This window comes from Rhizobium sp. 01N447_2 (assembly GCF_056399245.1).
In genome coordinates, this window is the sequence record NZ_JBFTQY010000003.1 from 202,856 (window position 1) to 226,211 (window position 23,356).

25 protein-coding genes, 2 tRNA genes and 1 pseudogene are annotated in these 23,356 nt (G+C 59.0%); 11 read left to right on the plus strand and 17 right to left on the minus strand.

Annotation, left to right across the window (positions count from 1 at the left end; translation table 11 throughout):
• Positions 1–12 precede the first annotated feature (12 nt).
• Both AC1ECN_RS03485 and AC1ECN_RS03490 read right to left on the minus strand, forming a co-directional pair.
• Positions 13–1,239 carry an ROK family transcriptional regulator gene (locus tag AC1ECN_RS03485; protein ID WP_477952211.1) on the minus strand — a complete coding sequence of 409 codons (1,227 nt, stop codon included), beginning with the start codon at positions 1,237–1,239 and terminating at the stop codon, positions 13–15.
• Between the two features lie 62 nt (positions 1,240–1,301).
• Positions 1,302–2,186 (minus strand): sugar phosphate isomerase/epimerase family protein, encoded by an 885-nt coding sequence (locus tag AC1ECN_RS03490; RefSeq protein WP_017992894.1) that lies wholly within the window; start codon positions 2,184–2,186, stop codon positions 1,302–1,304.
• A gap of 297 nt (positions 2,187–2,483) precedes the next feature.
• On the opposite strand from AC1ECN_RS03490, the gene AC1ECN_RS03495 reads away from it, so the two are divergent.
• From AC1ECN_RS03495 to AC1ECN_RS03520, 6 genes are all read left to right on the plus strand, one after another.
• Positions 2,484–3,917 (plus strand): extracellular solute-binding protein, encoded by a 1,434-nt coding sequence (locus AC1ECN_RS03495; RefSeq protein WP_012756006.1) that lies wholly within the window; start codon positions 2,484–2,486, stop codon positions 3,915–3,917.
• 97 nt (positions 3,918–4,014) lie between these two features.
• Positions 4,015–4,890 carry a carbohydrate ABC transporter permease gene (locus AC1ECN_RS03500; protein ID WP_003545408.1) on the plus strand — a complete coding sequence of 292 codons (876 nt, stop codon included), beginning with the start codon at positions 4,015–4,017 and terminating at the stop codon, positions 4,888–4,890.
• A gap of 4 nt (positions 4,891–4,894) precedes the next feature.
• Entirely contained in the window at positions 4,895–5,731 is an 837-nt protein-coding gene (locus tag AC1ECN_RS03505; protein ID WP_003556379.1) for a carbohydrate ABC transporter permease, read from the plus strand.
• Between the two features lie 4 nt (positions 5,732–5,735).
• Positions 5,736–5,942, plus strand: coding sequence for a DUF2160 family membrane protein (locus tag AC1ECN_RS03510; protein ID WP_003556377.1), 207 nt, complete (start codon positions 5,736–5,738; stop codon positions 5,940–5,942).
• Between the two features lie 113 nt (positions 5,943–6,055).
• Complete coding sequence (locus tag AC1ECN_RS03515) at positions 6,056–7,117, plus strand: ABC transporter ATP-binding protein (protein WP_018493710.1); 1,062 nt, start codon at positions 6,056–6,058, stop codon at positions 7,115–7,117.
• An 11-nt stretch (positions 7,118–7,128) separates the two neighbouring features.
• Positions 7,129–7,854 carry an SDR family oxidoreductase gene (locus AC1ECN_RS03520; RefSeq protein ID WP_477952215.1) on the plus strand — a complete coding sequence of 242 codons (726 nt, stop codon included), beginning with the start codon at positions 7,129–7,131 and terminating at the stop codon, positions 7,852–7,854.
• Between the two features lie 3 nt (positions 7,855–7,857).
• Here AC1ECN_RS03520 and AC1ECN_RS03525 read toward each other — a convergent pair whose 3' ends face one another.
• The 3 genes from AC1ECN_RS03525 to AC1ECN_RS03535 all read right to left on the minus strand — a co-directional run bounded on the left by AC1ECN_RS03525 (position 7,858) and on the right by AC1ECN_RS03535 (position 10,924).
• Entirely contained in the window at positions 7,858–8,115 is a 258-nt protein-coding gene (locus tag AC1ECN_RS03525) for a hypothetical protein (protein WP_018072498.1), read from the minus strand.
• A gap of 118 nt (positions 8,116–8,233) precedes the next feature.
• Complete coding sequence (locus AC1ECN_RS03530) at positions 8,234–8,998, minus strand: response regulator transcription factor (protein WP_024320986.1); 765 nt, start codon at positions 8,996–8,998, stop codon at positions 8,234–8,236.
• Between the two features lie 831 nt (positions 8,999–9,829).
• A complete protein-coding gene (locus AC1ECN_RS03535; RefSeq protein WP_018072495.1) occupies positions 9,830–10,924 on the minus strand; it encodes a hypothetical protein in 1,095 nt (364 codons plus the stop codon).
• 603 nt (positions 10,925–11,527) lie between these two features.
• Here AC1ECN_RS03535 and AC1ECN_RS03540 point away from each other — a divergent pair.
• The 4 genes and pseudogenes from AC1ECN_RS03540 to AC1ECN_RS03555 all read left to right on the plus strand — a co-directional run.
• Positions 11,528–12,103, plus strand: a complete 576-nt coding sequence (locus AC1ECN_RS03540; protein WP_018072494.1) for a hypothetical protein — start codon at positions 11,528–11,530, stop codon at positions 12,101–12,103.
• Positions 12,104–12,193: 90 nt separating this feature from the next.
• Positions 12,194–13,909, plus strand: coding sequence for a type I secretion system permease/ATPase (locus AC1ECN_RS03545; protein ID WP_027689564.1), 1,716 nt, complete (start codon positions 12,194–12,196; stop codon positions 13,907–13,909).
• Between the two features lie 14 nt (positions 13,910–13,923).
• On the plus strand, positions 13,924–15,369 hold the full coding sequence (locus AC1ECN_RS03550) for an HlyD family type I secretion periplasmic adaptor subunit (RefSeq protein ID WP_130660885.1): 1,446 nt from the start codon (positions 13,924–13,926) through the stop codon (positions 15,367–15,369).
• 7 nt (positions 15,370–15,376) lie between these two features.
• A pseudogene (locus AC1ECN_RS03555) lies at positions 15,377–15,640 on the plus strand (transposase); the annotation flags it as partial.
• Between the two features lie 302 nt (positions 15,641–15,942).
• On the opposite strand, the gene AC1ECN_RS03560 reads toward AC1ECN_RS03555, so the two are convergent.
• The 12 genes from AC1ECN_RS03560 to AC1ECN_RS03615 all read right to left on the minus strand — a co-directional run bounded on the left by AC1ECN_RS03560 (position 15,943) and on the right by AC1ECN_RS03615 (position 22,828).
• Entirely contained in the window at positions 15,943–16,290 is a 348-nt protein-coding gene (locus AC1ECN_RS03560) for a helix-turn-helix domain-containing protein (protein WP_003545376.1), read from the minus strand.
• Between the two features lie 9 nt (positions 16,291–16,299).
• Positions 16,300–16,545, minus strand: coding sequence for a type II toxin-antitoxin system RelE family toxin (locus AC1ECN_RS03565; protein ID WP_130671923.1), 246 nt, complete (start codon positions 16,543–16,545; stop codon positions 16,300–16,302).
• Between the two features lie 150 nt (positions 16,546–16,695).
• Positions 16,696–16,771 (minus strand) — tRNA-Phe (locus AC1ECN_RS03570).
• 179 nt (positions 16,772–16,950) lie between these two features.
• Positions 16,951–17,163: a DNA gyrase inhibitor YacG gene (gene yacG / locus AC1ECN_RS03575; protein WP_018072488.1), complete on the minus strand. Its 213-nt coding sequence runs from the start codon at positions 17,161–17,163 to the stop codon at positions 16,951–16,953.
• A 135-nt stretch (positions 17,164–17,298) separates the two neighbouring features.
• Positions 17,299–17,919 carry a Maf-like protein gene (locus AC1ECN_RS03580; protein ID WP_003545339.1) on the minus strand — a complete coding sequence of 207 codons (621 nt, stop codon included), beginning with the start codon at positions 17,917–17,919 and terminating at the stop codon, positions 17,299–17,301.
• Positions 17,920–17,976: 57 nt separating this feature from the next.
• Entirely contained in the window at positions 17,977–18,195 is a 219-nt protein-coding gene (gene infA / locus AC1ECN_RS03585; RefSeq protein ID WP_003545338.1) for a translation initiation factor IF-1, read from the minus strand.
• 123 nt (positions 18,196–18,318) lie between these two features.
• Entirely contained in the window at positions 18,319–18,804 is a 486-nt protein-coding gene (locus AC1ECN_RS03590; protein ID WP_018072487.1) for an arsenate-mycothiol transferase ArsC, read from the minus strand.
• Positions 18,801–19,274 carry a UPF0262 family protein gene (locus AC1ECN_RS03595; RefSeq protein WP_018072486.1) on the minus strand — a complete coding sequence of 158 codons (474 nt, stop codon included), beginning with the start codon at positions 19,272–19,274 and terminating at the stop codon, positions 18,801–18,803. The genes AC1ECN_RS03590 and AC1ECN_RS03595 overlap by 4 nt, the downstream gene beginning before the upstream one ends.
• Before the next feature lie 4 nt (positions 19,275–19,278).
• Positions 19,279–20,577, minus strand: a complete 1,299-nt coding sequence (gene hisD / locus AC1ECN_RS03600) for a histidinol dehydrogenase (protein WP_130671922.1) — start codon at positions 20,575–20,577, stop codon at positions 19,279–19,281.
• A gap of 116 nt (positions 20,578–20,693) precedes the next feature.
• Positions 20,694–21,125: a DUF2948 family protein gene (locus tag AC1ECN_RS03605; protein ID WP_012755989.1), complete on the minus strand. Its 432-nt coding sequence runs from the start codon at positions 21,123–21,125 to the stop codon at positions 20,694–20,696.
• A 108-nt stretch (positions 21,126–21,233) separates the two neighbouring features.
• Complete coding sequence (gene murA / locus AC1ECN_RS03610; RefSeq protein WP_003545312.1) at positions 21,234–22,526, minus strand: UDP-N-acetylglucosamine 1-carboxyvinyltransferase; 1,293 nt, start codon at positions 22,524–22,526, stop codon at positions 21,234–21,236.
• A 107-nt stretch (positions 22,527–22,633) separates the two neighbouring features.
• Entirely contained in the window at positions 22,634–22,828 is a 195-nt protein-coding gene (locus AC1ECN_RS03615) for a hypothetical protein (RefSeq protein WP_003556333.1), read from the minus strand.
• Positions 22,829–22,981: 153 nt separating this feature from the next.
• On the opposite strand from AC1ECN_RS03615, the gene AC1ECN_RS03620 reads away from it, so the two are divergent.
• Positions 22,982–23,056 (plus strand) — tRNA-Thr (locus AC1ECN_RS03620).
• Positions 23,057–23,356: the final 300 nt, after the last annotated feature.

Below are 23,356 nucleotides of genomic sequence, written 5' to 3' on the forward strand. Positions count from 1 at the left end.
TCGTTCTTGTCGTCAACTCGTCGCCGACTGGATCAGCGCACCGTCCTCGCCGCCGAACTCCTCGCTCTCCAATGACAGAAAGCGCTGGTGCAACATGCACGCCGCCCCGAAGGCGGAGCCGAACTCCGCATCATCGTCCRCGACGATCTCCGGCGTGGGGAAAGGTATACTCTGGCCCTCCGACATGTGGACCGCCACCCGGGCGGCCACCATCGGGTAGAGGGATGCCACAGAGCCACCCAGCACGATCCTGTCGGGGTCGAGCAGCCGACAGGCCTGCAGCAATGCATATGCGAGATGGCGCGACCAGGTTTCGGCGATATTGACCGCGGCCGGGACACGGTCATGAACGTCGCCAAGGAATTCCTGCAGATCGACGTGCTTACGTCCAATAGCCTCGCGATACTGCCTGATCAGCACTTCGCGACCGATCAGTTGCTCAAACTTCTGACCGCCGCTTCCCGGCACCAGGGTGTGACCGATTTCTCCCGCCAGGCCGTGGCCGCCCCGGAACAGCTTGCCATCGATCATGATACCGCCACCAACGCCGGTTTCCATCAGCAGGAACAGGGTCACGCCTGAGACGCCGTGACGATAGCTGTCGCCGATCGCAAACGCGTTGGCGTCGTTTTCAACTGCGATCGGGACGGCGGCCGGGAAGGCGGCCAGGAAGGCGGATCGGCCAATCTCCTTCAACGACACCTCCCGCCAGCCGATGATGGGTGCGAGGGTGACAATTCCGTCCGGCCGGATGTGGGCCGGCGCCGATATGCCGAGACCCTTGCAGCGTCCGATCATCCCCTTCGCCATCGCGCCGACGATCAGCTCGACACCCCGCGCCACGGCCTCCTCCACGGTCGACGACATGGTGTCGAACGCGATTTTCCGACATGCCCGGACTTCGGCGGAGAGATCGACAACTGCAGCCGATATATGCTCGACGCCAATCTCGATCCCGACGAAGAATGCGGCATCGGGGACCAGTTCGAGCATGATACCAGGACGCCCGGCACGGGAATGCTCCAGGCGCTGCTTGCCGCTCTCGTCCGACTCCTGAACAAACCCGCCTTCCGTCAGCTCGGCGACGATCTCTCCCGAGGACGAGCGATTCATCCCGAGCTTCCGGGCGAGATCCGCCCGGCTGAGGCTTCGGTGGGCATAGATCGTCTGCAAGGCGGCGACGATATTGTTCTGTCGGATCCTGCGCGGCGAACTTCCGATGGAGACGGTGTCGTTCATGTTTCAATTCCCTTCAGTCGGCCCAACCCTTACACGACTGGAACAGGCTGTCAGAGGGATAATCAGGGCCGCGCGTTTGTGGCGCGGCGGCGCTTGGCCTCGTCATATTTCAGCTCGATGTAGCGCTTCGCGTGCGCCGCAAGCGGATCATTATCCTCCCAGGTGTCGCGCCATATCGCACAGGCGAGCGACAGGCCTTCGTCCACGACCGTCGTCGAGAAGCTTTCGAACACGATGTCGCGCTTGTAGTCGATGTCGAGCAGAGCGTCGAAGATCAGATCGAAGTTGATGACACCGTCACCGAGGTAACCGCGATTGCTCTCGCCGATGTGGAAGTAGCCGATCTTGTCGCCGGCCAAGCGGATCGCCGCGGCCGGATTGGCTTCCTCGATGTTCATATGGAATGTGTCGAGGTGGAGACGGACATGCTCCGATCCCGTCTCGGCGACGAACTTCAGCCCCTGCGCTGCCGTATTCAGCAGGTTGGTCTCGAACCGGTTGACAACCTCCAGGACGAGGTCGACGTTCGCTTGTCTGGCGACTTCGGCGGTTGCGGCGATCGCGGCGACGCTATTGTCCCAGCCCTTCTTCGTCGGTTGGCGATTGTACTTGGTGTGCGCGGAATAGAGAATTCCGCCCAGCTTGTTGCCGCCGATGTCACGGACCGCCCGAACGGCGTCGGCCAGCGTCTGCTTGCCGGCGGACACAGCTGAGGTATCCTCGCTCGATACGTCCCTGTCGAGCGGCAGGCCCATCGTCACGCCAATCTCCACGTCAAGCGACTGCGCAAGCTTTGCCAGTCGATCGAGATTGAATTTCTCGGGGCGCAGATAGGCAAATTCGATGGTGCGATATCCGTGTTCGGCCGTCTTGTTGAGGGCCATCTCCAGCCCTTCCTGCGTTTGGCCGCCTGTCCATACAAATGAATGGATACCCAATCGACGCATAGCCTTTTCCTCCAAAAAATGCCTTTGGCTGCGGACAGTGCTATGCCATTTAGTTTGGCAAGACAACAAATAATTTTGGCTTAAAATCTTTTGCTGCTTTGCAAAAATACCTTGCAATGCAACATTTTAAGCTTGCGCCAATTGCATTCAACCCTCCGTCGGAAATTAGTTTCTGCGAAAATCAATAGGATAGATCCTCTATTTGCATGTTTAGACAACAAATGTTGCGCCGGTGGTTTTTTTGGCCTACACAAAGGACCGGCGAAATGATCTCGCTGCACTTTGGGAGGATTGAAAATGAACTATGCTTTGAAGGCTAGCGCGCTTGCGCTGACGCTCAGCCTCGCCGCCACTGCTTCGCCTGCCTGGGCTGATTTCTGGTCCGACGCCGGCGCCAAATTCAAGGGCGTGACACTGCACGGCGTCACCGAAAGCACCCCGCCATCGAACTACATCAGGAATGTGCTTGCTCCGGAATTCGAAAAGAAGACCGGCATCAAGGTCGACATCGAGACGACGTCCTGGGATCAGATGTACGACAAGGCCATCAAGGACATGGAAGCCAAGACTGGTATCTATGACATGGTCTACATCGAGCAGGACATCATCTACTCCTATCTCGCCAGGAATTTCCTCGTCGACATCACCAAGACGCTTAAAGACCAGCCGGATCTGAAGGCGCCGACCTACGACGATGCGAACTTCACCAGCTTTGCCGACTATTTCAAGGACGCGAGCGGCGATCTCTTCGGCGTTCCGATGGAAGCCTTCCTGAAGGCGTATCTCTATCGTAAGGACCTGTTCGAAGATCCGAAGATCAAGGAAGCTTTCAAGAAGGAAACCGGCAAGGACCTGAAGCCGGCGACCACACACGCGGAATACACCGAGATCGCCGAATTCTTCACGAAGTACGGCAAGGACAACGGTATGGAGCTCTGGGGCACCACCGCTCAGGCACATACCGGCCATCCGGCGTCCTGGTATGAATTCTTCGAGTCCATCGCGCCGACCTTCGGCGTCTACAATTGGGGCATCGACGCCAAGAACAATTATGCGGCGACGGTCGAACATGGCGGCGCAATGAACGGCGACAAGGCGAAGGCCGCGTTGAAGTACTGGCTGCACCTGCGCGACATCGCTCCTCCGGAATCGACGCAGTCAACCTGGACGGAAACCGCGACGACCTTCGCCGCGGGCCGCGTCGCCCAGGGCCTGATCTACGGTGAGAACGCCGCGTGGATCGCAAGCGATCCGGCGCAGTCGAAGGTGGTCGGCCAGGTCGGTTTCGCTCTGCCGCCGCTCGAGCCGGGCGTATTGGACGACGCGAAAGCTGGAAAGGGCTATATCGGCTACTACGATGGCGGCGCCTTCGGCGTTCCGGTCACGTCCAAGAACAAGGAAGCATCACTGCTGTTCCTCGAATTCATCGGCCAGAACGAAGTGCAGCCCGATTGGGCCATCGCCGCACCGCGCATCACCAACAAGGCGACGTTCGACGATCCGAAGGTGAAGGAGATGGACGTCAAGCTTGGCGGCTTCTACACGATGCTGAAGGACGACGGCAAGCTCTTCGCCGGCGCTCCCCCCTACCCCTTCCATGCGCAGGTGCGTGAAGCGACCGCTCCTATCTTCTATGACATCCTGACCGGCAAGATCGGGCCCGATGAAGGCCTCGACCAGATGGCGGCCAAGGCTGAAGAAGAGCTCACCTCGCTCGGCTATCGCAAATAAAACATCCTCCCCAACTTGACGGGTCGTTCCGACGACCCGTCATCTTCCGTTCCCAGATGGAGCGGACGTCCACATAACGTTCAATGGGGGATAGGCGATGCATTCGCAGAAGCTCGGGTGGCTGTTGCTGTCACCGACCATAGTGATCCTCGGACTGTTCGGGATCTTTCCTTTCATCTACGTCCTCTGGGTCTCTTTCCATTCATGGAATCCCTTCGCGGCCAATCCGGGCATGATTTTCAACTGGGCTGAGAACTATCGGCGGCTCGTCTTCGACCCGCAGTTCCTGGCATCGCTCGGCATCACATTGACATTCGTCTTCTTCGCGGTCGTGTCGGAGCTGGTCCTTGGCTACATCCTCGCCCAGGCGCTGCTCAAGGATTTTCCCGGAAAAGCGGTGTTTCGCACGATCCATACGCTGCCGCTGATCATGGCGCCAATCATCGTCGGCTCAGTCTGGAAGCTGATGACCACCCCGTCCATCGGCATCATTCCCTATCTTCTGAGGAGCTGGTTCGGCTACGATCTGAATATCGGCCAGAGCGCTGTCGCGGCCTTCACCGTCACTGTCATCATGGACATCTGGCACTGGACGCCGCTCGTCACCCTCTCGCTAATCGCCGCACTCGTCTCGCTTCCATCAGACCCCTTCGAGCAGGCGCAGATCGACGGTGCCGGCAAAAGCCAGATCTTCTGGCACATCACGCTCCCCCTGATCCGCCCGGCCCTGCTCGCCACGGTGTTCATCAGGCTGATGGACGCGCTGCGCACCGTCGACGAAGTCCTGATGCTGACCGGCGGCGGTCCGGGTTCTTCGACGCGCTACATCGGCGTCCATATCTTCAGGGAAGTCTTTCCCAAGACGAATTACGGCTACGGTTCGGCGATCTCCGTCATCGTCCTTTACCTCACCATCGTCGTCTGCTGGCTGCTCTATGTCGGTTTGATTGCGCCCCGCGTGAAGAGAGGTTGATGCGATGAAGACCCGTTTTCCCTGGCTTCCGGTCGTCCTGTGGACCTTGATAAGCCTCGCGACCCTTTTCCCGATTTACTGGCTCTTCGTCATATCGGTGAAACAGCCCTTCGACCTGTTCTCGACGCCCGATGTCATTCTCCGGAGCTTCTTCTGGAAGAACTACCAGGACGTGCTGACCAATCCGACCTTGCGCGGATACATGCTCAACTCGATGATCATTTCGTCAGGCAACGCGCTGCTCGTCACCACGCTCGGCTTCCTTGCCTGCTACGCCCTGACGCGCTTCGACCTCGCCGGCAAGGAAAGCATCTTCTTCTGGACGATCACCAACCGCATGGCGCCGCCGGCGGTCTTCCTCCTGCCGCTTTTCCTGCTGCTGACGCAGGTCTACAGGATCGGCGACTTCTCGCTCGCCGATTCCAAGCTGGGCATGATCCTGGTCTATTGCTCCTTCAACCTTCCCTTCGCCATCTGGACGCTGCGTCCGACCGTGGAAGGCATTCCGAAGGAATTGGACGAGGCGGCCTACATGGACGGCGCGAGCCCATGGACCGTCCTCTATGATATCATCTTTCCTTTGGCACGGCCCGGACTTGCGGTGACGCTGATCCTCACCTGGGTGTTTGCGTGGAACGAATACCTGCTGGCAGCGACGCTCACCAACTTCCATGCGCGGACTCTGACCACCGGCTTGTCTGAATATGTGACGACGACGGGGACGGCCTGGGGCATCATGGCCGCGATCTCAATGCTCACATTGGTTCCGGCGCTCATCGTCTTCTCGGTGGTCCAGCGTCACATCGTCGCCGGCCTGACCTTCGGCGCCGTGAAAGGATGAAACGATGACGTCTCAATCAGGAAATAACGAACGCAAGCCGGGATTTCTGCCGATCGAAACGAACTGGTTCGACCGGCTCTTCATCTCGATCGTGATCTGGGTCGCGCTCTCGCTGTTCTGGATGCGGTTCATCGAGCCGTTCGGGCCTTCGGTATGGTTTGCGGCGGCAATCTCGGCGGTCCTTGGCGCCTATGTCGTCTGGAAGGGATGAGCCGATGAATTCCGTCAACAACACCAAAACACTACAGCGCCGCGCGTCTTCTCAGACGCGCAAAGGACGCTGTAGCACTTTAAATTTCTGCATGCTGCTTTAGGAGAACGACATTGGCAAACGTACAGGTTAGCGACGTCACCAAGAAGTATGGCTCTCTTCAGGTCATGCATGGCGTGAGCGTCGACATCGAGGACGGCGAATTCGTCGTTCTGGTCGGTCCCTCCGGATGCGGCAAGTCCACCCTGCTCCGGATGATCGCCGGGCTGGAGACGGTCAGCAGCGGAGACATCCGGATCGGCGGCCGTGTCGTCACCGACGCCCCTCCAAAGGAGCGTGACATCGCGATGGTCTTCCAAAGCTACGCGCTCTATCCCCACAAGACGGTCGCCGAGAATATGGGCTTTCCGCTGAAGATGGCCAAACGTCCGAAGGCGGAGATCGACGAGAAGGTCGGCAGGGCGGCCGAGATCCTCGATCTGACGCGTTATCTCGACCGCTATCCGAAGCAACTGTCGGGCGGACAGCGTCAACGCGTGGCGATGGGTCGTGCCATCGTCCGAGATCCGAAGGTCTTCCTGTTCGACGAGCCATTGTCGAACCTCGACGCCAAACTCCGCGTCACCATGCGCGTCGAGATCAAGGAGCTTCACCAGCGGCTGAAGACCACCACCGTCTACGTCACGCACGATCAGATCGAGGCGATGACGATGGCCAACAAGATCGTGGTGATGCGCGACGGCAGGGTCGAGCAGATCGGCAAGCCTCTCGATCTCTACGACTTCCCGGTTAACCTCTTCGTCGCCGGCTTCATCGGCAGCCCATCGATGAACTTCCTTGAGGGCCGCATAGCCACCCGCGACGGCAGGAAGATCGTCGTCACCGACCAGGGCATCACCCTTCCGATGGCAGATACAAATGCGGATGAAGGAAGAGCCGTTACCTACGGCATCCGGCCGGAGCATATCACGATCGGCGAGGAAGGCGTTCCTGTGGAGGTATCGGTATTCGAGCCCACGGGTTCGGAGACATTGATCTTTGGCCGCACGGGAGGCGTGCCGATCGACGCGCTGATCCGCGAGCGCATCGAGGTGGATCCCGGACGGACAATGTACTTCCATATCGATCCCCGACGTGCACACATCTTCGATCGGGAAACAGGCCAAAGACTGTAGGAGGACGACCCATGGACTTCAAAGGAAAGACGGTCATCGTGACCGGTGCCGGAAAAGGCATCGGACGCGAAATTGTAAGGATGCTCGCCGAACGGGGTGCGCAGGTCGCGGCCCTGACCCGGAGTGCTGCCGATGTCGAAGCGCTGCGAGTGGAGCCCGGCTGCCGGGCAATCCAGGTCGATCTCGCAGACGCCGATGCGACCAGAGAGGCTGTCATCGCTGCCCTTCCCGCCGATTTCCTCATCAACTGCGCCGGCACGACCGAACTCCAGCCGTTCCTGGAGACAACAGTCGAAGCCTTCGATCGTCTCGTCGCGGTCAACACGCGTGCTCCGATGATCGTCGCTCAGGAATATGCCCGTTCGCTGATCAAGGACGGCCGCAAGGGCGCCATCGTCAATGTCTCGTCGGTCGCATCCTTCGTCGGCATCCCCGATCACGCGACCTATTGTGCATCGAAGGGCGGGTTGGATGGCTTGACGCGGGTCATGGCCAAGGAGCTTGCGCCTCACGGCATCCGCACCAACGGCGTCCACCCAACGGTGACGCTGACGCCAATGGCGGTGAAGGCATGGAGCGATCCCGAAAAGGCCGCGGGAATGATGAAGCGAATTCCGGTCGGTCGCTTCGCTGAGCCGGCAGACATTGCCGAGGTTGTTCTTTTCCTGCTCTCCGATGAGGCGGCCATGGTGAACGGGATATCGATGCCGGTGGACGGCGGCTATATGATTGCCTGACGTTCAGGACGAACGTGCGGCACGACCCCGCGATTGCAAAACCGGAAGCGGCGACGTTGGCCGCCGCACCAATCGGCGCAGTTCATCTTGATCAACAAAATGATCCGTCACGCCGGCCTCTTTATCCGGATGACTGAAGACAAGGCCATCGGAATCCTCAAGCTTTAAAGCTTGCTCCGTATTCATGATCCCGAGCGCCTGGCGCTCGTACTCGGATTCGAGCGCCGCCTCGACGATGGCTTTTCTCTTGCGCATGTCCATGTCCTCCATTCCTCAAAGGGTAACGGACGGCCGGACTCGCGGTTCCGATCAAGGCATCACGATATGAGACCCGTTGAAACGAAGGCACGCCGATACCCGCCGGTACTGGCGACACCACCTAACTCGGCGAGGCGTCTGGCTCACCGGCGGCTCTTTGAATTAAGCGGGCAACCACTTCAGTGCGGTTCTGCGCCTGCAGCTTGCGCATGATGTGTTGCAGATGCATCTTCACCGTATGCCCCGACAAATTGAGTTTTCCTGCAATGACCTTATTTGAACAGCCGCATTGCAGCTCTGCGAGGACATCCGCTTCCCGGGGAGTGAACTCAGCAATCGCCAAGTACTGCGTCCTATCATCCAAGCTCTTTTCGGCTTCATTTCTGGCCGGACTATGCTCGTTTGAGCCTGCTGTACCAGCTCCCAATAGCTGCGGGAAAAATGTTCCTCCTGCCAGAACGAGACGAAGACCGGCAAGAGCAATGTCAACGGGAAGTGAAGTCGAGAATAAGCCGCGGATGCCCATCTTGAGTGCCTGACGGGCCATGATGGCGTCATCCGTACCTGAGAGCAACGTGACAGGAGTCTCAGGAAAACGTGCAGCAATCGCCGCGAGATCATCACGCAGGCTGGTGCTCTCAACACTTCTGCCAGCCAGGCCCAATACAATCAAACGCACCTCAGCTCCAAGAGCACTCTCGAGACTCTCGGTCGAGATCAAATCTATAACGTTCCATCCGGCGAGTTCACGCTCAAGAAGCTTCACCACGGTGGTGCGCGCCAATGTAGAATGCTCGATGATGATCACAGTTGGTGCATTGCGCCCGATACGGCGCCTAGTTCCAGTAATGTCGGACACTTGCGTGCTCCCCACGAATATTTGCAACGCAACAGCTATTCATATTATTCCTGTTCTCACTACATGTCATGAGAAAAAGTGAGTGTATTTCAGATATTAATAGTCTGACATCTCATGATAATTCTTATAGTCTATAAAATATCAATGATAGATAACTGGGATTGCAAAGCACATTAAAGAGATTTTTCATGAAGTCCTGCCGGTTCGACTTGTCGCTGCAGACTTTCCAGCCTTCGCCGAATTCACGTACGGCAAGCGGGTCAACAAAGCTTTCAAAGGCACTGAAAAGGCAGCCAATCTGCTACAGACCCATTTCGGAAAGCGCCATTGGACATAACGAGCTGCCGATCGGCTCGGCTTTGTTTCCATATCTCAATTCAAAGCAGTCGCAGACCTGACAGCAAAATGACAAACGCGAAAAGCGACAAAAGCCTGAGATCGCTGACTACCCGTTATGATTAGTGAAACTGTGCTCTAATGACGCATTAATACCCGTTAGCATTGTTCTCCCGCAGACAGCACTGCGCCGGCACCGACCGATAGCGGCCGGAGGTCACGGCCCCTGGCGGCCGAAATCGGCGACAATGCGGATGAGGTCATTGGGGAATGTTCGGAATCTCAGTGAGCCGACCGTTGCGTGCCATGTCGGCCCAAAAGACGAGAGCCCGGTGGAGGAAGCGTTCAACATATGGCCTGAAAATGGCACAAAGAACGGTTTCGTGCAGTTGAGCCTCCGCAATGCAAGTGGGGAGGCTATCCGCCAGAGCAATTCCAGCAAAAGTGCATTGCGGTTTTGCGTCCGGAATTGCGTGGAAACAAAGAGAGCATTTCCGTGCTTCGAAGAAAAATGGAAAGGCTCTAGCTATGCATGAAGCTCAGAATGTCGTCTACGAGAGCCGAATGGGCGTCCGTGAGGTTACCGTCTCCGCCGTGGCCTGCGATGCCGGCCAACTGGAGCGCATGTTGATCATAGAGAACATGGTCGACCTGTTGGGCGTCCGCCGTCCCACCGGCGGGAACGGCAATGTTGATGGGATGGAAATAGCCGAAATTGACATCGACCATGCTGCCGGTTGACGATCCGACCCCGTCACCGCCACCGCCGAGCGCATGGTTGCCGGTGAAAATCGTGTCTGACGACAGGTTGAAGCCACCGCCATTGCCGCCGATGCCTGCGATCTGCACAGCTCCCTGATCGAAAATGACATTGTTTGTCTGATGGGCCTCCGCCGAGCCGCCCGCGGCGCCGATGGCGATATTGATCGGCGAGAAGATAGCGATACTCACGTCAACCATAGTGCCGACGAAATATCCATCGCCACCATGACCTGCATAAAAGTCGCCGGTCAATGTGAGCGCAGTTCCCGGGCTCATCGACGGGCCATGGCTCGCGACGTTATGGTCTCCGCCCGAGCCGCCCATGCCGCCGATCTGGGTTGCGCCCTGCAGGAACAGGGCGTTGTTCGATTGGTCAGCGTGAGCCGTCGCGCCGGGGCCTGCAGCCACGGCGGTATTGACGGGGGCAAACAGCGCGACTTCGGTGCTTACGAGTCCACCGTAGAAAAGCCCACTGCCCCCGGTGCCGGCATGATTGGTGCCATCGCCGCTGCCGACGGCAACATTGCCGCTTCCGCCATTCCCGCCTATCCCGGCCATTTCGGTGGGATGCTGATTGATGAGCGCATCATTGCCCTGGAAAGCGTCGGCACCCGAATGAGGTCCCGCAATAGCGGCATTGGACGGCATGAAAACGGCCAACGCGTTGCTGCTGATCACGCCTTCGCTTATCCCGTCACCACCGCTGCCGGCTGAATTAGAGCTTGGACCGGAAGCGACATCCAATGGAAGCCAAGTCGGCACCAGCGCCAGATGTCCCGCGGCCACATTGGAGGCGAGGTGTTGATCGGTGCCCGCCTTGGGCAAGTCTTCCAATAAGGAACGAGTTTCCGCCATTACCGTCTCCATCCGCGGTCAACCGCACGTCCACCGAGCGTGCGGCGCCATGCAGCCTGAATTGTTCAGGCATTGTGCCTCTGAACGTCAGAAAAGCAGAGCCTGCAATTCGTCTACATCCCATCGGCTAGTTCTGTAGCCATTTGGCCGTCATGACCGCAGCGCCCGTTGTGCGAGTTTGCGAGCACTCAATCCCCGTTTGGGTTAGAGGCCCTACATCTTGCACCCTCGTTCTCGCGGCGGGTCATGAAAGCTTTTCAGCTCCAAGCGGGGGTCTCCTCCGCCAAGCGCAGCCTGATCAGAAGCCCGGAATGCAGTCGGTTCGCTTGGGCGGCCGTTGTTTCGAAAAGCGGCGTCGTTTCGACGAGGTCGCAGACATGATCATGACAATGCCATCCGGCCTCAAATCACTTCGTACTAATCAAAAATAACGCTTCGTCACCTGCAAGTATACATCCGAAGGAACATCACCGAATATCTAGATAGTTCACAGATTAAATCGCAGGCAGTATTTGACTGCGGTTGTATTGGCTGGCGGTGACATGCTGGATACCCACGCCGTAAAAGTAACACTGATGAAACGAAGTAGAAGGAGTGACATCAATGCCTATTCCACAGATATCCGACACGATTCATCTCAACAACCCGGATGCGGGTGACGCGAAGGCCGGCAACGGCGGAGATGGCCACAACGATGGGAACATCAACTACAACCCGGTTGCATATGTGGACCCCGTGCAAACGGTCTACGGGGCGGATACCCATCTGCACAATGGCGATCACGTTTGGCAGAAGGCAGGTTGGGACGCCGGCAGTGGCGGAGACGGTGGCTTTGCTCAGGCCAAGAACGGCTTCCTGGCGGCGGTCACGAACAGCGGCGACGGCGGCGCGGGGGGAGATTCCCACTCCAACGGCAGCCAAGGAAACTCGAGCGGCGGCGACACGGCTACCGTGAATGCGGCGACGACCGCGACACAATATACGCAGCTTCTGGCCGATCAGCATGCGACCATCCTCGCAGGCGTCGGCGGCAACGGCGGCAACGGAAACAACGCTCTGGGCGGCGATATCTCGTCAGCTCTGGTTCACACGGATCCCGAAACGACGACGGTGAACAATTCTCTCGATCACTTCATAAACGCCTTCGGCCATATCGACGTCGACCATCTCGGCTCCTGAACTCAGACCTCAAGGGCCGCTGGTTTCGGCCGGCGGCCCTCAAGGTAAGCAGCCTCTTCTTGTCAGTATCAAGTGCAGCGAGATCTGATAATGACAACAATTTCCATAAAGCCACCGCGCCCGCCGACACAGCTTGTTGTTGCGCTCCGGGCTTGTGCCGGGGCATTCGGGCTGGTCTTCCTCTATAGCTGCGGCTACAATCTCTTTCTTCTCGCGCCGTCCATCTATCTCCTGCAGATCTATGACAGGGTCCTGTCGAGCCGAAGCGCTGATACGCTCCTGATGCTGACGATGATCATCGCCATCGGCGTGATGGTCGGGTCCACGCTGGATATCGTGCGCAGAGCAGCTCTTTCGCGCATCGGCAGTTGGCTGGACCACAGGCTGCGGCCCATGGTGCTGACAGCATCGTTCGAATATGCCGCTCGCGCCGATACGGGAGCCGCCACGGAATGCTACAGGGACCTGGCCGCACTACGCCAGTTCCTCGATTCACCGGCTAGCTCGCTCTTTTTTGATGTTCCCTGGGCACCGGTATTCCTGTTCCTGCTCTTTCTTGTTCATCCGCTGCTTGGGACCATCGGTCTTCTGAGCGCGCTTGCACTTCTGCTGTTTGCGTTCCTGACGGACCTGGCGACGAGAGAGCCGCTTGCCTACGCCAATCTTGCCCTTTCGAGGAGCTATATCCGATTTGCGACCGCCCTCAAAAACATCGAGGTGATCCGGGCAATGGGCATGCAGGATGGCGCAGCGCTGATCGTCTATCGCGATGCGGAAATGGCAAGAAGGGCGCAGGACATCGCGATGCATCGGACGGAGATCATTCTTGGTTTCTCCAAATCGATCCGCACCCTCGCGCAGATCCTCATGATGGGATCCGCCACCTGGCTGGTGCTCGCAAACAATGGCAGTGCCGGGATCATCTTCGTTGCGAGCCTGCTGCTCGGACGCGGGCTTGCACCAATCGAGGGCGCAATAGGTGCATGGCGCTCCTTTACGTTTGCGCGTAGTGCCTTCAATCGCTTGAACAGAATGCTGATATCAGTTGCATCTGAACACGATGCCCGAATGGTGCCGCTACCGGAACCCAATGGCCTCGTTCTCGATAACGTCAGCTATATCAAGCCATTCGCCGATCGGCCGATATTGACAGGCATCACATTGCGCCTCGCACCCGGCGATTGCATAGCGCTCATCGGTCCGTCGGGATCGGGAAAATCGACACTCGGTCGCGTCATAGCAGGCGTTGTGCAAGCAACGAGCGGATGTGCTCTTCTCGGCGGGGTGGATATCTCGGCTCTGCGCCTTTGCGGGGGAACCCGCCACGTCGGATACCTGCCGCAGGACATCGAACTTTTCGGCGGAGCGATCAAGGATGTGATCGGCCGGCTGGACGGAGGAGATCCCGGCAAAGCGATCGACGCCGCAAAGCTGGTTGGCTTGCACGACGCGATCATGCGGCTGCCCCAGGGCTACGAGACCGATATCGGTGAAGGTGGAAACCTGCTCCTTCGAGCTCAGCGCCAACAGCTGGGACTGGCACGGGCGGCGTATGGAAATCCGTCCCTGATCGTTCTCGACGATCCGAATTCGAGCCTGGATTATGACGGCGAACGCATGCTGTTCACGGCAATCGAACGCATGAAATCCAGGGGGATGACCGTCGTTATCATAACTCACCGGATGGGGATCCTGCCGGTCACCAACAAGATTGCCATCATGCGTAACGGGACGGTGGCTGCCGTCGGCGACAGCGAGCGGATTTACGAAACCTATCTTCAACCACCGTCTCGAACAGGAACATAGGGAGAAACGCTGCCATGGCCCTTGTTCAACTGGACGCAACGCCGGCGAGATTTTCAAATTCGTCAAGGACGGCTCCGCAGTTGGTTCCACGATCGACAGCGACGGCCAGGCAACAGACGGCCTATTTGCCGGTGATCGAGTCGAAACAGCGCGGACCCGCCCCCCCTTCGCCCATGCCGGGGCTCAGAGGTGTTGTTTGGACGGGGAACTTGTTGATCCTGGTCTTCATAGTCGGATTGGGAATCTGGTCGGTCCTGGCGCCACTGAAAAGCGCTGCGATCGCATCCGGCGTCGTCGAACCGGAGTCCAGCCGCAAGACCATTCAGCATCTGGAAGGCGGGATTGTCCGACGGATACTCGTTAAAAACGGCGATGCGGTCATGGGCGGGCAAATCGTGATAGAGCTCGACGATACGAAGTCCCGCTCGGAGCGCGACAGCATTCAAGGGCAACTTTGGGACGCCGAAGGAAGCCGCGCCCGCCTGCTTGCGGAGCAGACGGGCGGCGACCATGTCGCCTATCCTGAGGATCTCAGGGGAGCAATGGACAGATATCCCTCGGTCAGCGCAATTCTGATCGGGCAACAGAAAATCTTCGAAGCCCGTCGCCGGGTCATGCAGGCGGAAATTCAGATCGCCAACGAAAAGATCGCGCAGGTGCGGCAAGAAATCGTCGGACTTGGCGCGCAGAAGGCAGCACTGGCCGACAGAGCGACAATCTCGAGCCAAGAACTAGATCAGGTTACGATCCTCAGCGCCAAAGGACTGGAAAGAAGGAGCAGACTTCTCAACCTCCAGCGGGAAAAAGCAGACCTTGATGGCCAGCAGGGTCAAGTCGAGGCACAGATCTCTCGCGCCTACCAGGTGATCAGCGGGTCACAGGCCGATCTCGCAAAGCTTGAGAGCGACCGGTTGAGCGAAGTCGCCCAAGGCATGCGCGATACGGAGAGCCGGATCATGCAACTGCGCGAGCGTTTGCTGGCGATCGACGACCAACTCTCAAGGACCGATATCCGTGCTCCCGAAGATGGAACAATCATGAACCTGCGCATCCACACATCAGGTGGGGTGATCGGCGCGGGTGAACCGCTCGTCGATCTTCTGCCGCGCTCCGATCGCCTTGTCGTGTCTGCCCACGTCAGACCGGAAGACATCAATCTTGTCCATGCCGGGCTCGAGGCACAGGTCCACCTCCTTCCATACAATCAGCGGCGCGTTCCACTCCTGAAAGGTCAAGTGGAGTATGTATCAGCGGACCGTCTCACCGATCCGCAGAGCGGCCAGCCCTACTTTGCCGCGACGATCCGTGTAACGGACGAGCGGTTGGCGAAAATGAAAGATGTCGAGCTGGTCGCCGGCATGCCCGCACAGACACTGATCGAAACCGGCAAAAGCAGCGTGGCGCTTTATGCCATCAGACCACTCCTCGACAGTTTCAACAGAGCATTTCGCGAGGACTGAGACCGTGATGGGCAAGCGAAAATTCGACGACGACCAGATTACCGGTATTCTGAAGGAGCACCAAGCCGGAGTGACGGTGGCAGATGTTTGCCACAAGCACGGGATCAGCGAGCCGACCTTCTATCGGTGGCAATCCTTGCAGTCCGGAAATGTCGGTCTCCATGCCAAAAGGTTGAGAGCACTGGAGGAAGAGAACCAGAAGCTCAAGAAGCTTTTGGCCGAATCCATGCTCTCGGCGGCAACACTGAGCGAGATGCTGGCGAAGACATTGAAAGGGCGACACTAACCCTTCAAACTGAGGGGTTTGTTGGCCGCCTTCTGGCCCTGCATATCAGGAGGGCGGGATCATATTTTTGGACGAGGGAGCCTCCCCAAGTGGGGCAAAGGGATACGGCTCGAAAAACAGTAAGCTCGATCACAACGTGGCCGCCCGGCGCGTCTACGTCTTCAAGCGCAGGCTGCCGATCGTTACTTCCGGTGTAATGAACAGGTCCAACATGTTGCGGAATGCGGCATTCGCGAATTCACGATCGTCGGTGCTCATCAGTCCTCCCATGTGGGGATGCGTATGCATCAAGCCACATCGTCAAGGTCGACGTCCAGCGCGCTGGCGATCGACCTGAGTGCGTCCAGGGAGCCCTCCTTCTTTCCGGTCTCGATTTCGGAAAGGTAGGGCTGGGAGAGCCCGGACTTTTCAGCCAGCTCCTTGATACTCATGCCGCGATGCTTACGGAACACCCGGACAGGATCTTCACCGGCGATCAGCGCCTTGACGACGTCTTCAGGCCAGGTCTCTTCGCCAGCGTCGATACGCGCCTTTGCGGCACGCGCGTCGCTGACGTCGACAAGGTCCTGATAGTCGTCTTCGGAAAGCAGCACGTACCCCTTGCCGTCGATAGTCAGTTTCTGGATTTCACCCATGGTGGTCTCCTATTCGTTATAGACGTCGCCGCGTGGGCCGGCCTTGATGACGAGGACCTGCATGGTCTGATCGTCGATGATGACGCGGTCCTGCCCGACACGAATTCGAAAAAATTCGCTGCCTTGCAGCTTCTTGAGGTCGACCGTCTCGCCGTTGGCGAAGGCTTCGACCTTGGCGACGATCGCCGCTGCGCGCTTCGGCTGCATCTTGCGGAGTGCCTTCGCGGCAGCCTTGCTGTAGGCGATCCTTTTCATGAGCCAAATATAGCTGAAAGCGAATTATTTTTCAACAATGATATTGCCAATGGCGATATTTGTGAAATTCTGCAGGTTCTTTCGATCGGATGCCCGCGCGCATCGATGATGCGGATATAAAAAAATACAATGAAAACTACGTGATAGCAGTGGTGCCCAGGACCGGAATCGAACCAGTGACACGCGGATTTTCAATCCGCTGCTCTACCAACTGAGCTACCTGGGCTAACCTGCTTCCGATGGTCCCTTTTCGAAAAAGAACCGTGGGGCCTTGGTTCACCCCGGAAGCGAGCGGGGTTATAGCATCTTGTTCGCCCATGGCAAGCGTCAAATGACTCTTTTTTGATGGTCTTGCCGGCTTTGCGGATTCATGAGGAAAAATAAGAGCTTCGCGGGCGGAATTCTCTAGTTTTCCTCATCCGGATAATCAGCCTTCGTCTCGTCGTCGGCAACCGGAATGGCATAGGCTCCGGTCAGCCAGCGGGAGAGATCGGCCTCGCGGCAGCGGTTTGAGCAGAAGGGGTAATGCTCGCGGTGGGAAGGTTTGCCGCATTCGGGGCAAGGGCGCGTCTTGCGCAGCGGTTCGACCTTGGCGGCCGGTTTCTTGTCTTCAGGCATATCGGTCCGTCCTAAAGCATGTCGCGTAAAAGTGTGTAGCGGTCTTGCGACAACGACATGCGTAAAAACAAAGCCTTAAAGCGCGACGCGCGGATCTGAAAAATCGTGACGCACTTTAAGCATCGGCCGTCGGGCTCAGCCCTCGGGCCACCGGCTATGCACATCGAAGCCTTCGCCGGTCAAAAGCAGAATGGTTTCATAAAGCGGCAGGCCGACGACATTGGTGTAGGAGCCCACCATCTTCTGCACGAAGGTGCCGGCGAGGCCCTGGATGCCGTAGGCGCCTGCCTTGCCGCGCCACTGGCCGGAGGCCAGGTAGTTCTCGATCTCGAAGCCGGAGAGACGCTTGAAGCGCACCTTGGTCTCGACGATCTTTTGACGGACCTTGCGATCCGGGGTCACCAGGCAAACGCCGGTGTAGACCATATGGTTGCGTCCCGAGAGGAGATGCAGCGAGTTCAACGCCTCGTCAGCGAACTCAGCCTTGCCGAGAATGCGCCGGCCAACGGCGACCACCGTATCGGCAGACAGGATATAGCTGCCCTTCCAGGTGATATCGCCCTTGATGGCGGCAAGGGCGGCTTCGGCCTTCTCAGCCGAAAGCCTGCGGGCAAGCGAACGCGGATGCTCCGATTTCTTCGGCGCCTCGTCGATATCCATCGGCATCAGGCGCGAGGGCTCGATGCCGGCCTGGTTGAGCAGGTCGACGCGCCGGGGCGAGCCTGAGGCCAGAATGAGCTTGTATTTCAGCGCCATGGAACCTCGACCATCGGCAGACGGGAGCAAGAACCCTTGCAGGACCTTCGGGCAAACTTACTTGAAACGGTAGGTGATACGGCCTTTGGTCAAATCGTAGGGCGTCATTTCCACAAGCACCTTGTCGCCGGCGAGAACGCGAATGCGGTTCTTGCGCATGCGGCCGGCGGTGTGGGCGATGATCTCGTGTTCGTTTTCGAGCTTCACGCGGAACGTCGCATTCGGCAGAAGTTCGGTGACGATTCCCGGGAATTCGAGGACTTCTTCTTTAGGCATATAAGTGTTTTCTTCCTGTGGGTTGAATAGGCAGCGCAGCGCGCGCCTTTAAAATTTGGGCGGAAACTACACAATCAACGCAGGTTTGTGAACCTCGTTGATCAGGCTTTCCTTTATTTGTTTTCATGCCGATTGCGCGGCAATGCCATTTCGTTTGAGTAGCCGGCTTTCGATGAGGCCGGCCAGATGATCGCGGACCTCGCGATAGCTCTCCAGAATCTGCTCGCGCGTTCCGATTGCAACCGTCGGATCCATGGTCGGCCAGTAGACGACATCGACCGCATTCGACCGGGTCAGCTCAAGTGCTGCATGATGGGCCTGCGGTGACAGCGTGATGATCAGATCGAAGTAATCGTCCTCGAGTTCTTCCAGCGTCTGCGGCTGGCGGCGCCCGAGGGAAAGCCCGATTTCATCGAGCACGGCATCCACGAAGGGATCGCGCTCGCCGGCGCGAACGCCAGCAGACCTGATATAGGTGTTGGCCGGCAGAATGCTACGGGCGATCGCTTCGGCTATCGGCGAGCGGATGGCATTCATCCCGCACATGAAGAGGATGGCGCCTGGCCGCTTTCCCTCCTCGACATCGGCGGCGCGCTCCATTGCCGTCATCCGCGCCAGTAGAGCACGCAGACCAGCGTGAAAAGGCGCCGGGCGGTATCGAAATCGACCTCTATCTTGCCGGCCAGCCTATCCTTCAGCGTCTGCGAGCCTTCATTGTGGATGCCGCGCCGGCCCATATCGATCGCCTCGATGCGGCTCGGCGTCGACGAACGGATCGCTTCGTAATAGCTCTCGCAGATCATGAAGTAATCCTTGACGATCCGCCGGAAGGGCGTGAGCGACAGGATATGGGTGGCGACGCCGCCGCCCTCTTCGGTGGTGATGGCAAAAACCAGTTTCGAATCGACCAGCGAGATGTTCAGCCGGTAAGGTCCGCCGACATGGCCGAGCGGCTCGAACTTGTTCTCCTCGATCAGATCGAAGATGGCGACCGCGCGTTCATGCTCGACATCGGGCGTCGAACGGCCGATCGTATCGTCAAGGACGACGTCGCAAAGCCGGAATTCGCCCTTCGCCATGCCCTCACCTTTCGAGGTTGAGGCGGATCGCGACCGATCGCGCATGGGCATCGAGGCCTTCGGAAACGGCAAGGGCGATCGCCGCCGGGCCAAGGGTGCGGAGCTGCTGGGGCCCAAGGCGCAGGATCGAGGTGCGCTTGACGAAATCGAGCACCGAAAGGCCGGATGAGAAGCGCGCCGAACGCGCCGTCGGCAGAACATGGTTCGAACCGCCGACATAATCGCCGATGACCTCAGGCGTATGGGCGCCCATGAAGATCGCGCCGGCATTGCGGATGCCGTCGAGCAGCCGGTCCGGATCGACGACGGCGAGCTCCAGATGCTCGGCAGCGATACGGTTTGCCAGCGGAATGGCCTGTTTCAGATCGGAAACGAGGATGACCGCGCCGAAATCGCGCCAGCTTGCTGCCGCCGTCTCAGCCCGGTTCAGCGTCTTCAGCTGGCGTTCGACCTCCTGCTCCACCGCCTTGCCGAATGCGGCATCGTCGGTGATCAGGATCGCCTGGGAGCTGACGTCGTGCTCGGCCTGGGCCAAGAGGTCGGCTGCGATCCAATCCGGATTGTTTTCCTTGTCTGCAATGACAAGCACCTCGGAGGGGCCGGCGATCATATCGATGCCGACGGTGCCGAAGACATGGCGCTTGGCGGCGGCGACATAGGCATTGCCGGGGCCGGTGATCTTGGCGACCGGGGCGATCGTCTCGGTGCCATAGGCAAGAGCCGCGATCGCCTGGGCGCCGCCGACACGGTAAATCTCCGTGACACCGACAAGCTTGGCGGCGGCAAGCACCGCCGGATTGACGGCGCCGCCGGTGGCAGGAACGGCGATGACGATGCGATCGACGCCGGCGACCTTGGCCGGCACGGCATTCATCAGCACCGAGCTTGGATAGCTCGCCGTGCCGCCCGGAACATAGAGCCCGACCGCTTCGATCGCCGTCCAGCGCGAACCGAGACTGACGCCGAGGTCGTCCTCGTAGATATCGTCCTTCGGCAGCTGCCGGCGATGATGGGATTCGATGCGCAGTGCTGCGAGCTTCAACGCCCCCAGCACTTCCGAAGGCACCGCCTCGACGGCGGCGTCGATCTCGTCAGCTGTGACACGCATCGGGACGGTGGCGTAATCGATGCCGTCGAATTTCAGCGAATATTCGGCAAGCGCCACATCGCCACGGGCGCGCACGTCATCGATGATGGCGCGAACGACGATGTTCACATCCTCGGAGACTTCACGCTTCGTCGTCAGAAAGGCGGCAAAATGCTGCTCGAAACCTTCCGATGCCTGATCCAGCCAGATTGCCAAGGCCGATATTCCTTCTCAACTTGAAACTGCGATGCTCAAACTTTAGGGCGTCAAACACTCATTGTTTTATGCATGTCGTTATCCCGGAACCGCTGCACACTTCCGGGCGACATGCATTAGCGGTGACGAGGCTTGGAGGAAGCCTCCCAGGCACCGCCGATATCGGCCAGCTGGACCTCGATGCATTCGACATCGAGCGCAATCGAGGCCGTGCCGGACAGCGACAGCTCGATCGTGCCCTCCGGCCCCTCGCCCTTCTGCTCGAAGCGCAGCGCCAGCAGCGACAGCACCTCGTCGCGTTTGCCACGATCGATGCCGAGCGAGCGGACGGCCAGCACGCGCTTGAAGACCAGGGCAGCCCGGCGACGCTCGAAACCCTTGCGCTTGCGCTCGGCACCTTCCCAGACGAAACGATTGGCGGCAAGCGCGAACTGCGCGTCACGCGGCGACCAGTCGATGTCGCCGACCTTGAAGACGCTGTCCTGCATATGCGCGGACATGATCGCAAGATCCTCGTTATCGAGCGCAACAAGTTTCAGGTCGGTCATTCAGCCTCATCCCATTACCGGCCGAAGCCGGGCACCGCCGGAATGGCGATGCGTCAGACAAGGGAAATAAGGCGCGGCGACCAATTACGCAACCGGGATGAACGGTGCTTACTCGCTGATGCGCTCGACGATGGCGCCGCAGCGGGTCAGCTTCTCCTCGAGCCGCTCGAAACCGCGGTCGAGGTGATAGACGCGGGAGACCGTGGTTTCGCCCTCGGCGGCAAGGCCGGCGATGACGAGCGAGACGGAGGCGCGCAGATCGGTCGCCATGACAGGCGCGCCGCGCAGGCGCTGGACACCCTCGATCTTCGCCGTCTGGCCGGACAGCGAGATCCTGGCGCCGAGGCGGGCAAGCTCCTGCACATGCATGAAACGGTTTTCGAAGATGGTCTCGGTGACATGCGAGACGCCGGAAGAACGGGTCATCAGCGCCATGAACTGCGCCTGCAGATCTGTGGGGAAACCCGGGAAAGGATCGGTGACGATATCGACCGGTCTGATGCCGGCGCCGTTGCGCTTGATACGCATGCCATTGTTGGTCGACGAGATTTCCGCGCCGGCGCGGCGCAGCGTTTCCACCGCGGTCTCGAGCAGCGCCACATCGGTATTCTCGAGCACGACGTCGCCGCCGGCCATGGCGACGGCCATCGCATAGGTGCCGGTCTCGATGCGATCCGGCAGGACGCGGTGGCGGGCGCCGGAGAGCGAGGTGACGCCTTCGATGGTGATCGTCGCAGTACCCGCGCCCGATATCTTGGCGCCCATGGCGTTCAGGCAGTTGGCGAGATCGACGACCTCAGGCTCGCGGGCGGCATTGCCGATGACAGTCGTGCCGCGGGCAAGCGTTGCCGCCATCATCATCACATGGGTGGCGCCGACGGAAACCTTCGGGAAGGTGTAGCGTGCGCCGATCAGGCCGCCGGCAGGCGCCTTGGCGTTGATATAACCGGCATCGATCTCCATGGTCGCGCCGAGCGCCGTCAGGCCTTCGATGAAGAGATCGACGGGGCGCGTGCCGATGGCACAGCCGCCCGGCAGCGAAACGCGGCAATGGCCTTCGCGCGCCAGCAGCGGGCCGATGACCCAGAAGGAGGCGCGCATCTTCGAGACCAGTTCATAGGATGCTGTGGTATCGACGATGGTGCGGCAGGTGAAATGGATCGTGCGCGAATAGGAATCTTCCTGGCGCTCGCGGCGGCCGTTGACGGCGACGTCGACGCCGTGATTGCCGAGGATGCGCATCAGCAGTTCGACATCGGCCAGATGCGGCACGTTTTCGAGCGTCAGCGTATCGCTGGTCAGAAGCGAGGCGATCATCAGCGGCAGTGCGGCATTCTTGGCGCCGGAAATCGGAATGATGCCATTCAGCTCATTACCGCCGACGATTCTGATACGATCCATGTGCGCTTACGGGCCGAGCCCGCCTTTCCTGAAAGTTCTGCCTTGGAATAAGGAGTGAGGTGTTTAGGGGATTTCTCGACACGCTTCAATTCGCGACGGACGGAACATTACGATTCGTCCATTTTTGCGGCGGGCAGCCCATTTGTTTCGTCGGCCTGGCCCGAACGGCGGGCGCGGACCTGCTGTTTGCGTCGCCCCAGATTTTCCCTGAGCTTTTCGGCGGCGCGTTCGCGGCGCAATTTCGCCTGCGCTTCGATCGCCTGTTTGCGGCTCTGCTGGCCGGTTTCGGTCTTTTCATTCATGCGACAGGATTAGCCGAATTCGCGCCAATCCAAAAGTCCCTTCATCCCAATCGACGCGAAGTTGGAATTTGCGGCTTGCGCTGGCCGCCAAGCTGTGGCAATAGCCCCCCGTTCTCGCGATTGAGCCACACGGCTCGCACGGGTACTGGTCCTGCTGCCGTAGCTCAGTGGTAGAGCACACCCTTGGTAAGGGTGAGGTCGGTGGTTCAATCCCACTCGGCAGCACCAGTTTTCTCTTAGATATCGGGAAACCACTTTTCTCCCTCAGCGAGGCGGGCGACAACTGGACAACAGTTCGCTGCTGTAAAAGTGTGGACTGGGCGGAGCGCGTTATTTAACGTCACACGCAACATTTCACTTAGTAGATCGGCGAGACAAGCCCCTTGCATGTTCAATTTGCACTGATTGTTGGATGATCTGTGCGCACTCCGGCGGATGGCCATCCGCCGGAGTGCGGACGGCCGGGACCGCAGGCCCCTTGGCTTGAACCGGGGATGAGATTGGTCCGGCCGTCCTCGCGTTTGTCCT

Excerpts from the sequence above, each read along its gene's own strand:
- AC1ECN_RS03490 (WP_017992894.1), bottom strand. The coding sequence starts at position 2,186 with ATGCGTCGATTGGGTATCCATTCATTTGTATGGACAGGCGGCCAAACG.
- AC1ECN_RS03495 (WP_012756006.1), top strand. The coding sequence starts at position 2,484 with ATGAACTATGCTTTGAAGGCTAGCGCGCTTGCGCTGACGCTCAGCCTC.
- AC1ECN_RS03500 (WP_003545408.1), top strand. The coding sequence starts at position 4,015 with ATGCATTCGCAGAAGCTCGGGTGGCTGTTGCTGTCACCGACCATAGTG.
- AC1ECN_RS03505 (WP_003556379.1), top strand. The coding sequence starts at position 4,895 with ATGAAGACCCGTTTTCCCTGGCTTCCGGTCGTCCTGTGGACCTTGATA.
- AC1ECN_RS03510 (WP_003556377.1), top strand. The coding sequence starts at position 5,736 with ATGACGTCTCAATCAGGAAATAACGAACGCAAGCCGGGATTTCTGCCG.
- AC1ECN_RS03520 (WP_477952215.1), top strand. The coding sequence starts at position 7,129 with ATGGACTTCAAAGGAAAGACGGTCATCGTGACCGGTGCCGGAAAAGGC.
- AC1ECN_RS03525 (WP_018072498.1), bottom strand. The coding sequence starts at position 8,115 with ATGGACATGCGCAAGAGAAAAGCCATCGTCGAGGCGGCGCTCGAATCC.
- AC1ECN_RS03535 (WP_018072495.1), bottom strand. The coding sequence starts at position 10,924 with ATGGCGGAAACTCGTTCCTTATTGGAAGACTTGCCCAAGGCGGGCACC.
- AC1ECN_RS03540 (WP_018072494.1), top strand. The coding sequence starts at position 11,528 with ATGCCTATTCCACAGATATCCGACACGATTCATCTCAACAACCCGGAT.
- AC1ECN_RS03545 (WP_027689564.1), top strand. The coding sequence starts at position 12,194 with ATGACAACAATTTCCATAAAGCCACCGCGCCCGCCGACACAGCTTGTT.
- AC1ECN_RS03550 (WP_130660885.1), top strand. The coding sequence starts at position 13,924 with ATGGCCCTTGTTCAACTGGACGCAACGCCGGCGAGATTTTCAAATTCG.
- AC1ECN_RS03560 (WP_003545376.1), bottom strand. The coding sequence starts at position 16,290 with ATGGGTGAAATCCAGAAACTGACTATCGACGGCAAGGGGTACGTGCTG.
- AC1ECN_RS03565 (WP_130671923.1), bottom strand. The coding sequence starts at position 16,545 with ATGAAAAGGATCGCCTACAGCAAGGCTGCCGCGAAGGCACTCCGCAAG.
- yacG (WP_018072488.1), bottom strand. The coding sequence starts at position 17,163 with ATGCCTGAAGACAAGAAACCGGCCGCCAAGGTCGAACCGCTGCGCAAG.
- AC1ECN_RS03580 (WP_003545339.1), bottom strand. The coding sequence starts at position 17,919 with ATGGCGCTGAAATACAAGCTCATTCTGGCCTCAGGCTCGCCCCGGCGC.
- infA (WP_003545338.1), bottom strand. The coding sequence starts at position 18,195 with ATGCCTAAAGAAGAAGTCCTCGAATTCCCGGGAATCGTCACCGAACTT.
- AC1ECN_RS03590 (WP_018072487.1), bottom strand. The coding sequence starts at position 18,804 with ATGACGGCAATGGAGCGCGCCGCCGATGTCGAGGAGGGAAAGCGGCCA.
- AC1ECN_RS03595 (WP_018072486.1), bottom strand. The coding sequence starts at position 19,274 with ATGGCGAAGGGCGAATTCCGGCTTTGCGACGTCGTCCTTGACGATACG.
- AC1ECN_RS03605 (WP_012755989.1), bottom strand. The coding sequence starts at position 21,125 with ATGACCGACCTGAAACTTGTTGCGCTCGATAACGAGGATCTTGCGATC.
- murA (WP_003545312.1), bottom strand. The coding sequence starts at position 22,526 with ATGGATCGTATCAGAATCGTCGGCGGTAATGAGCTGAATGGCATCATT.
- AC1ECN_RS03615 (WP_003556333.1), bottom strand. The coding sequence starts at position 22,828 with ATGAATGAAAAGACCGAAACCGGCCAGCAGAGCCGCAAACAGGCGATC.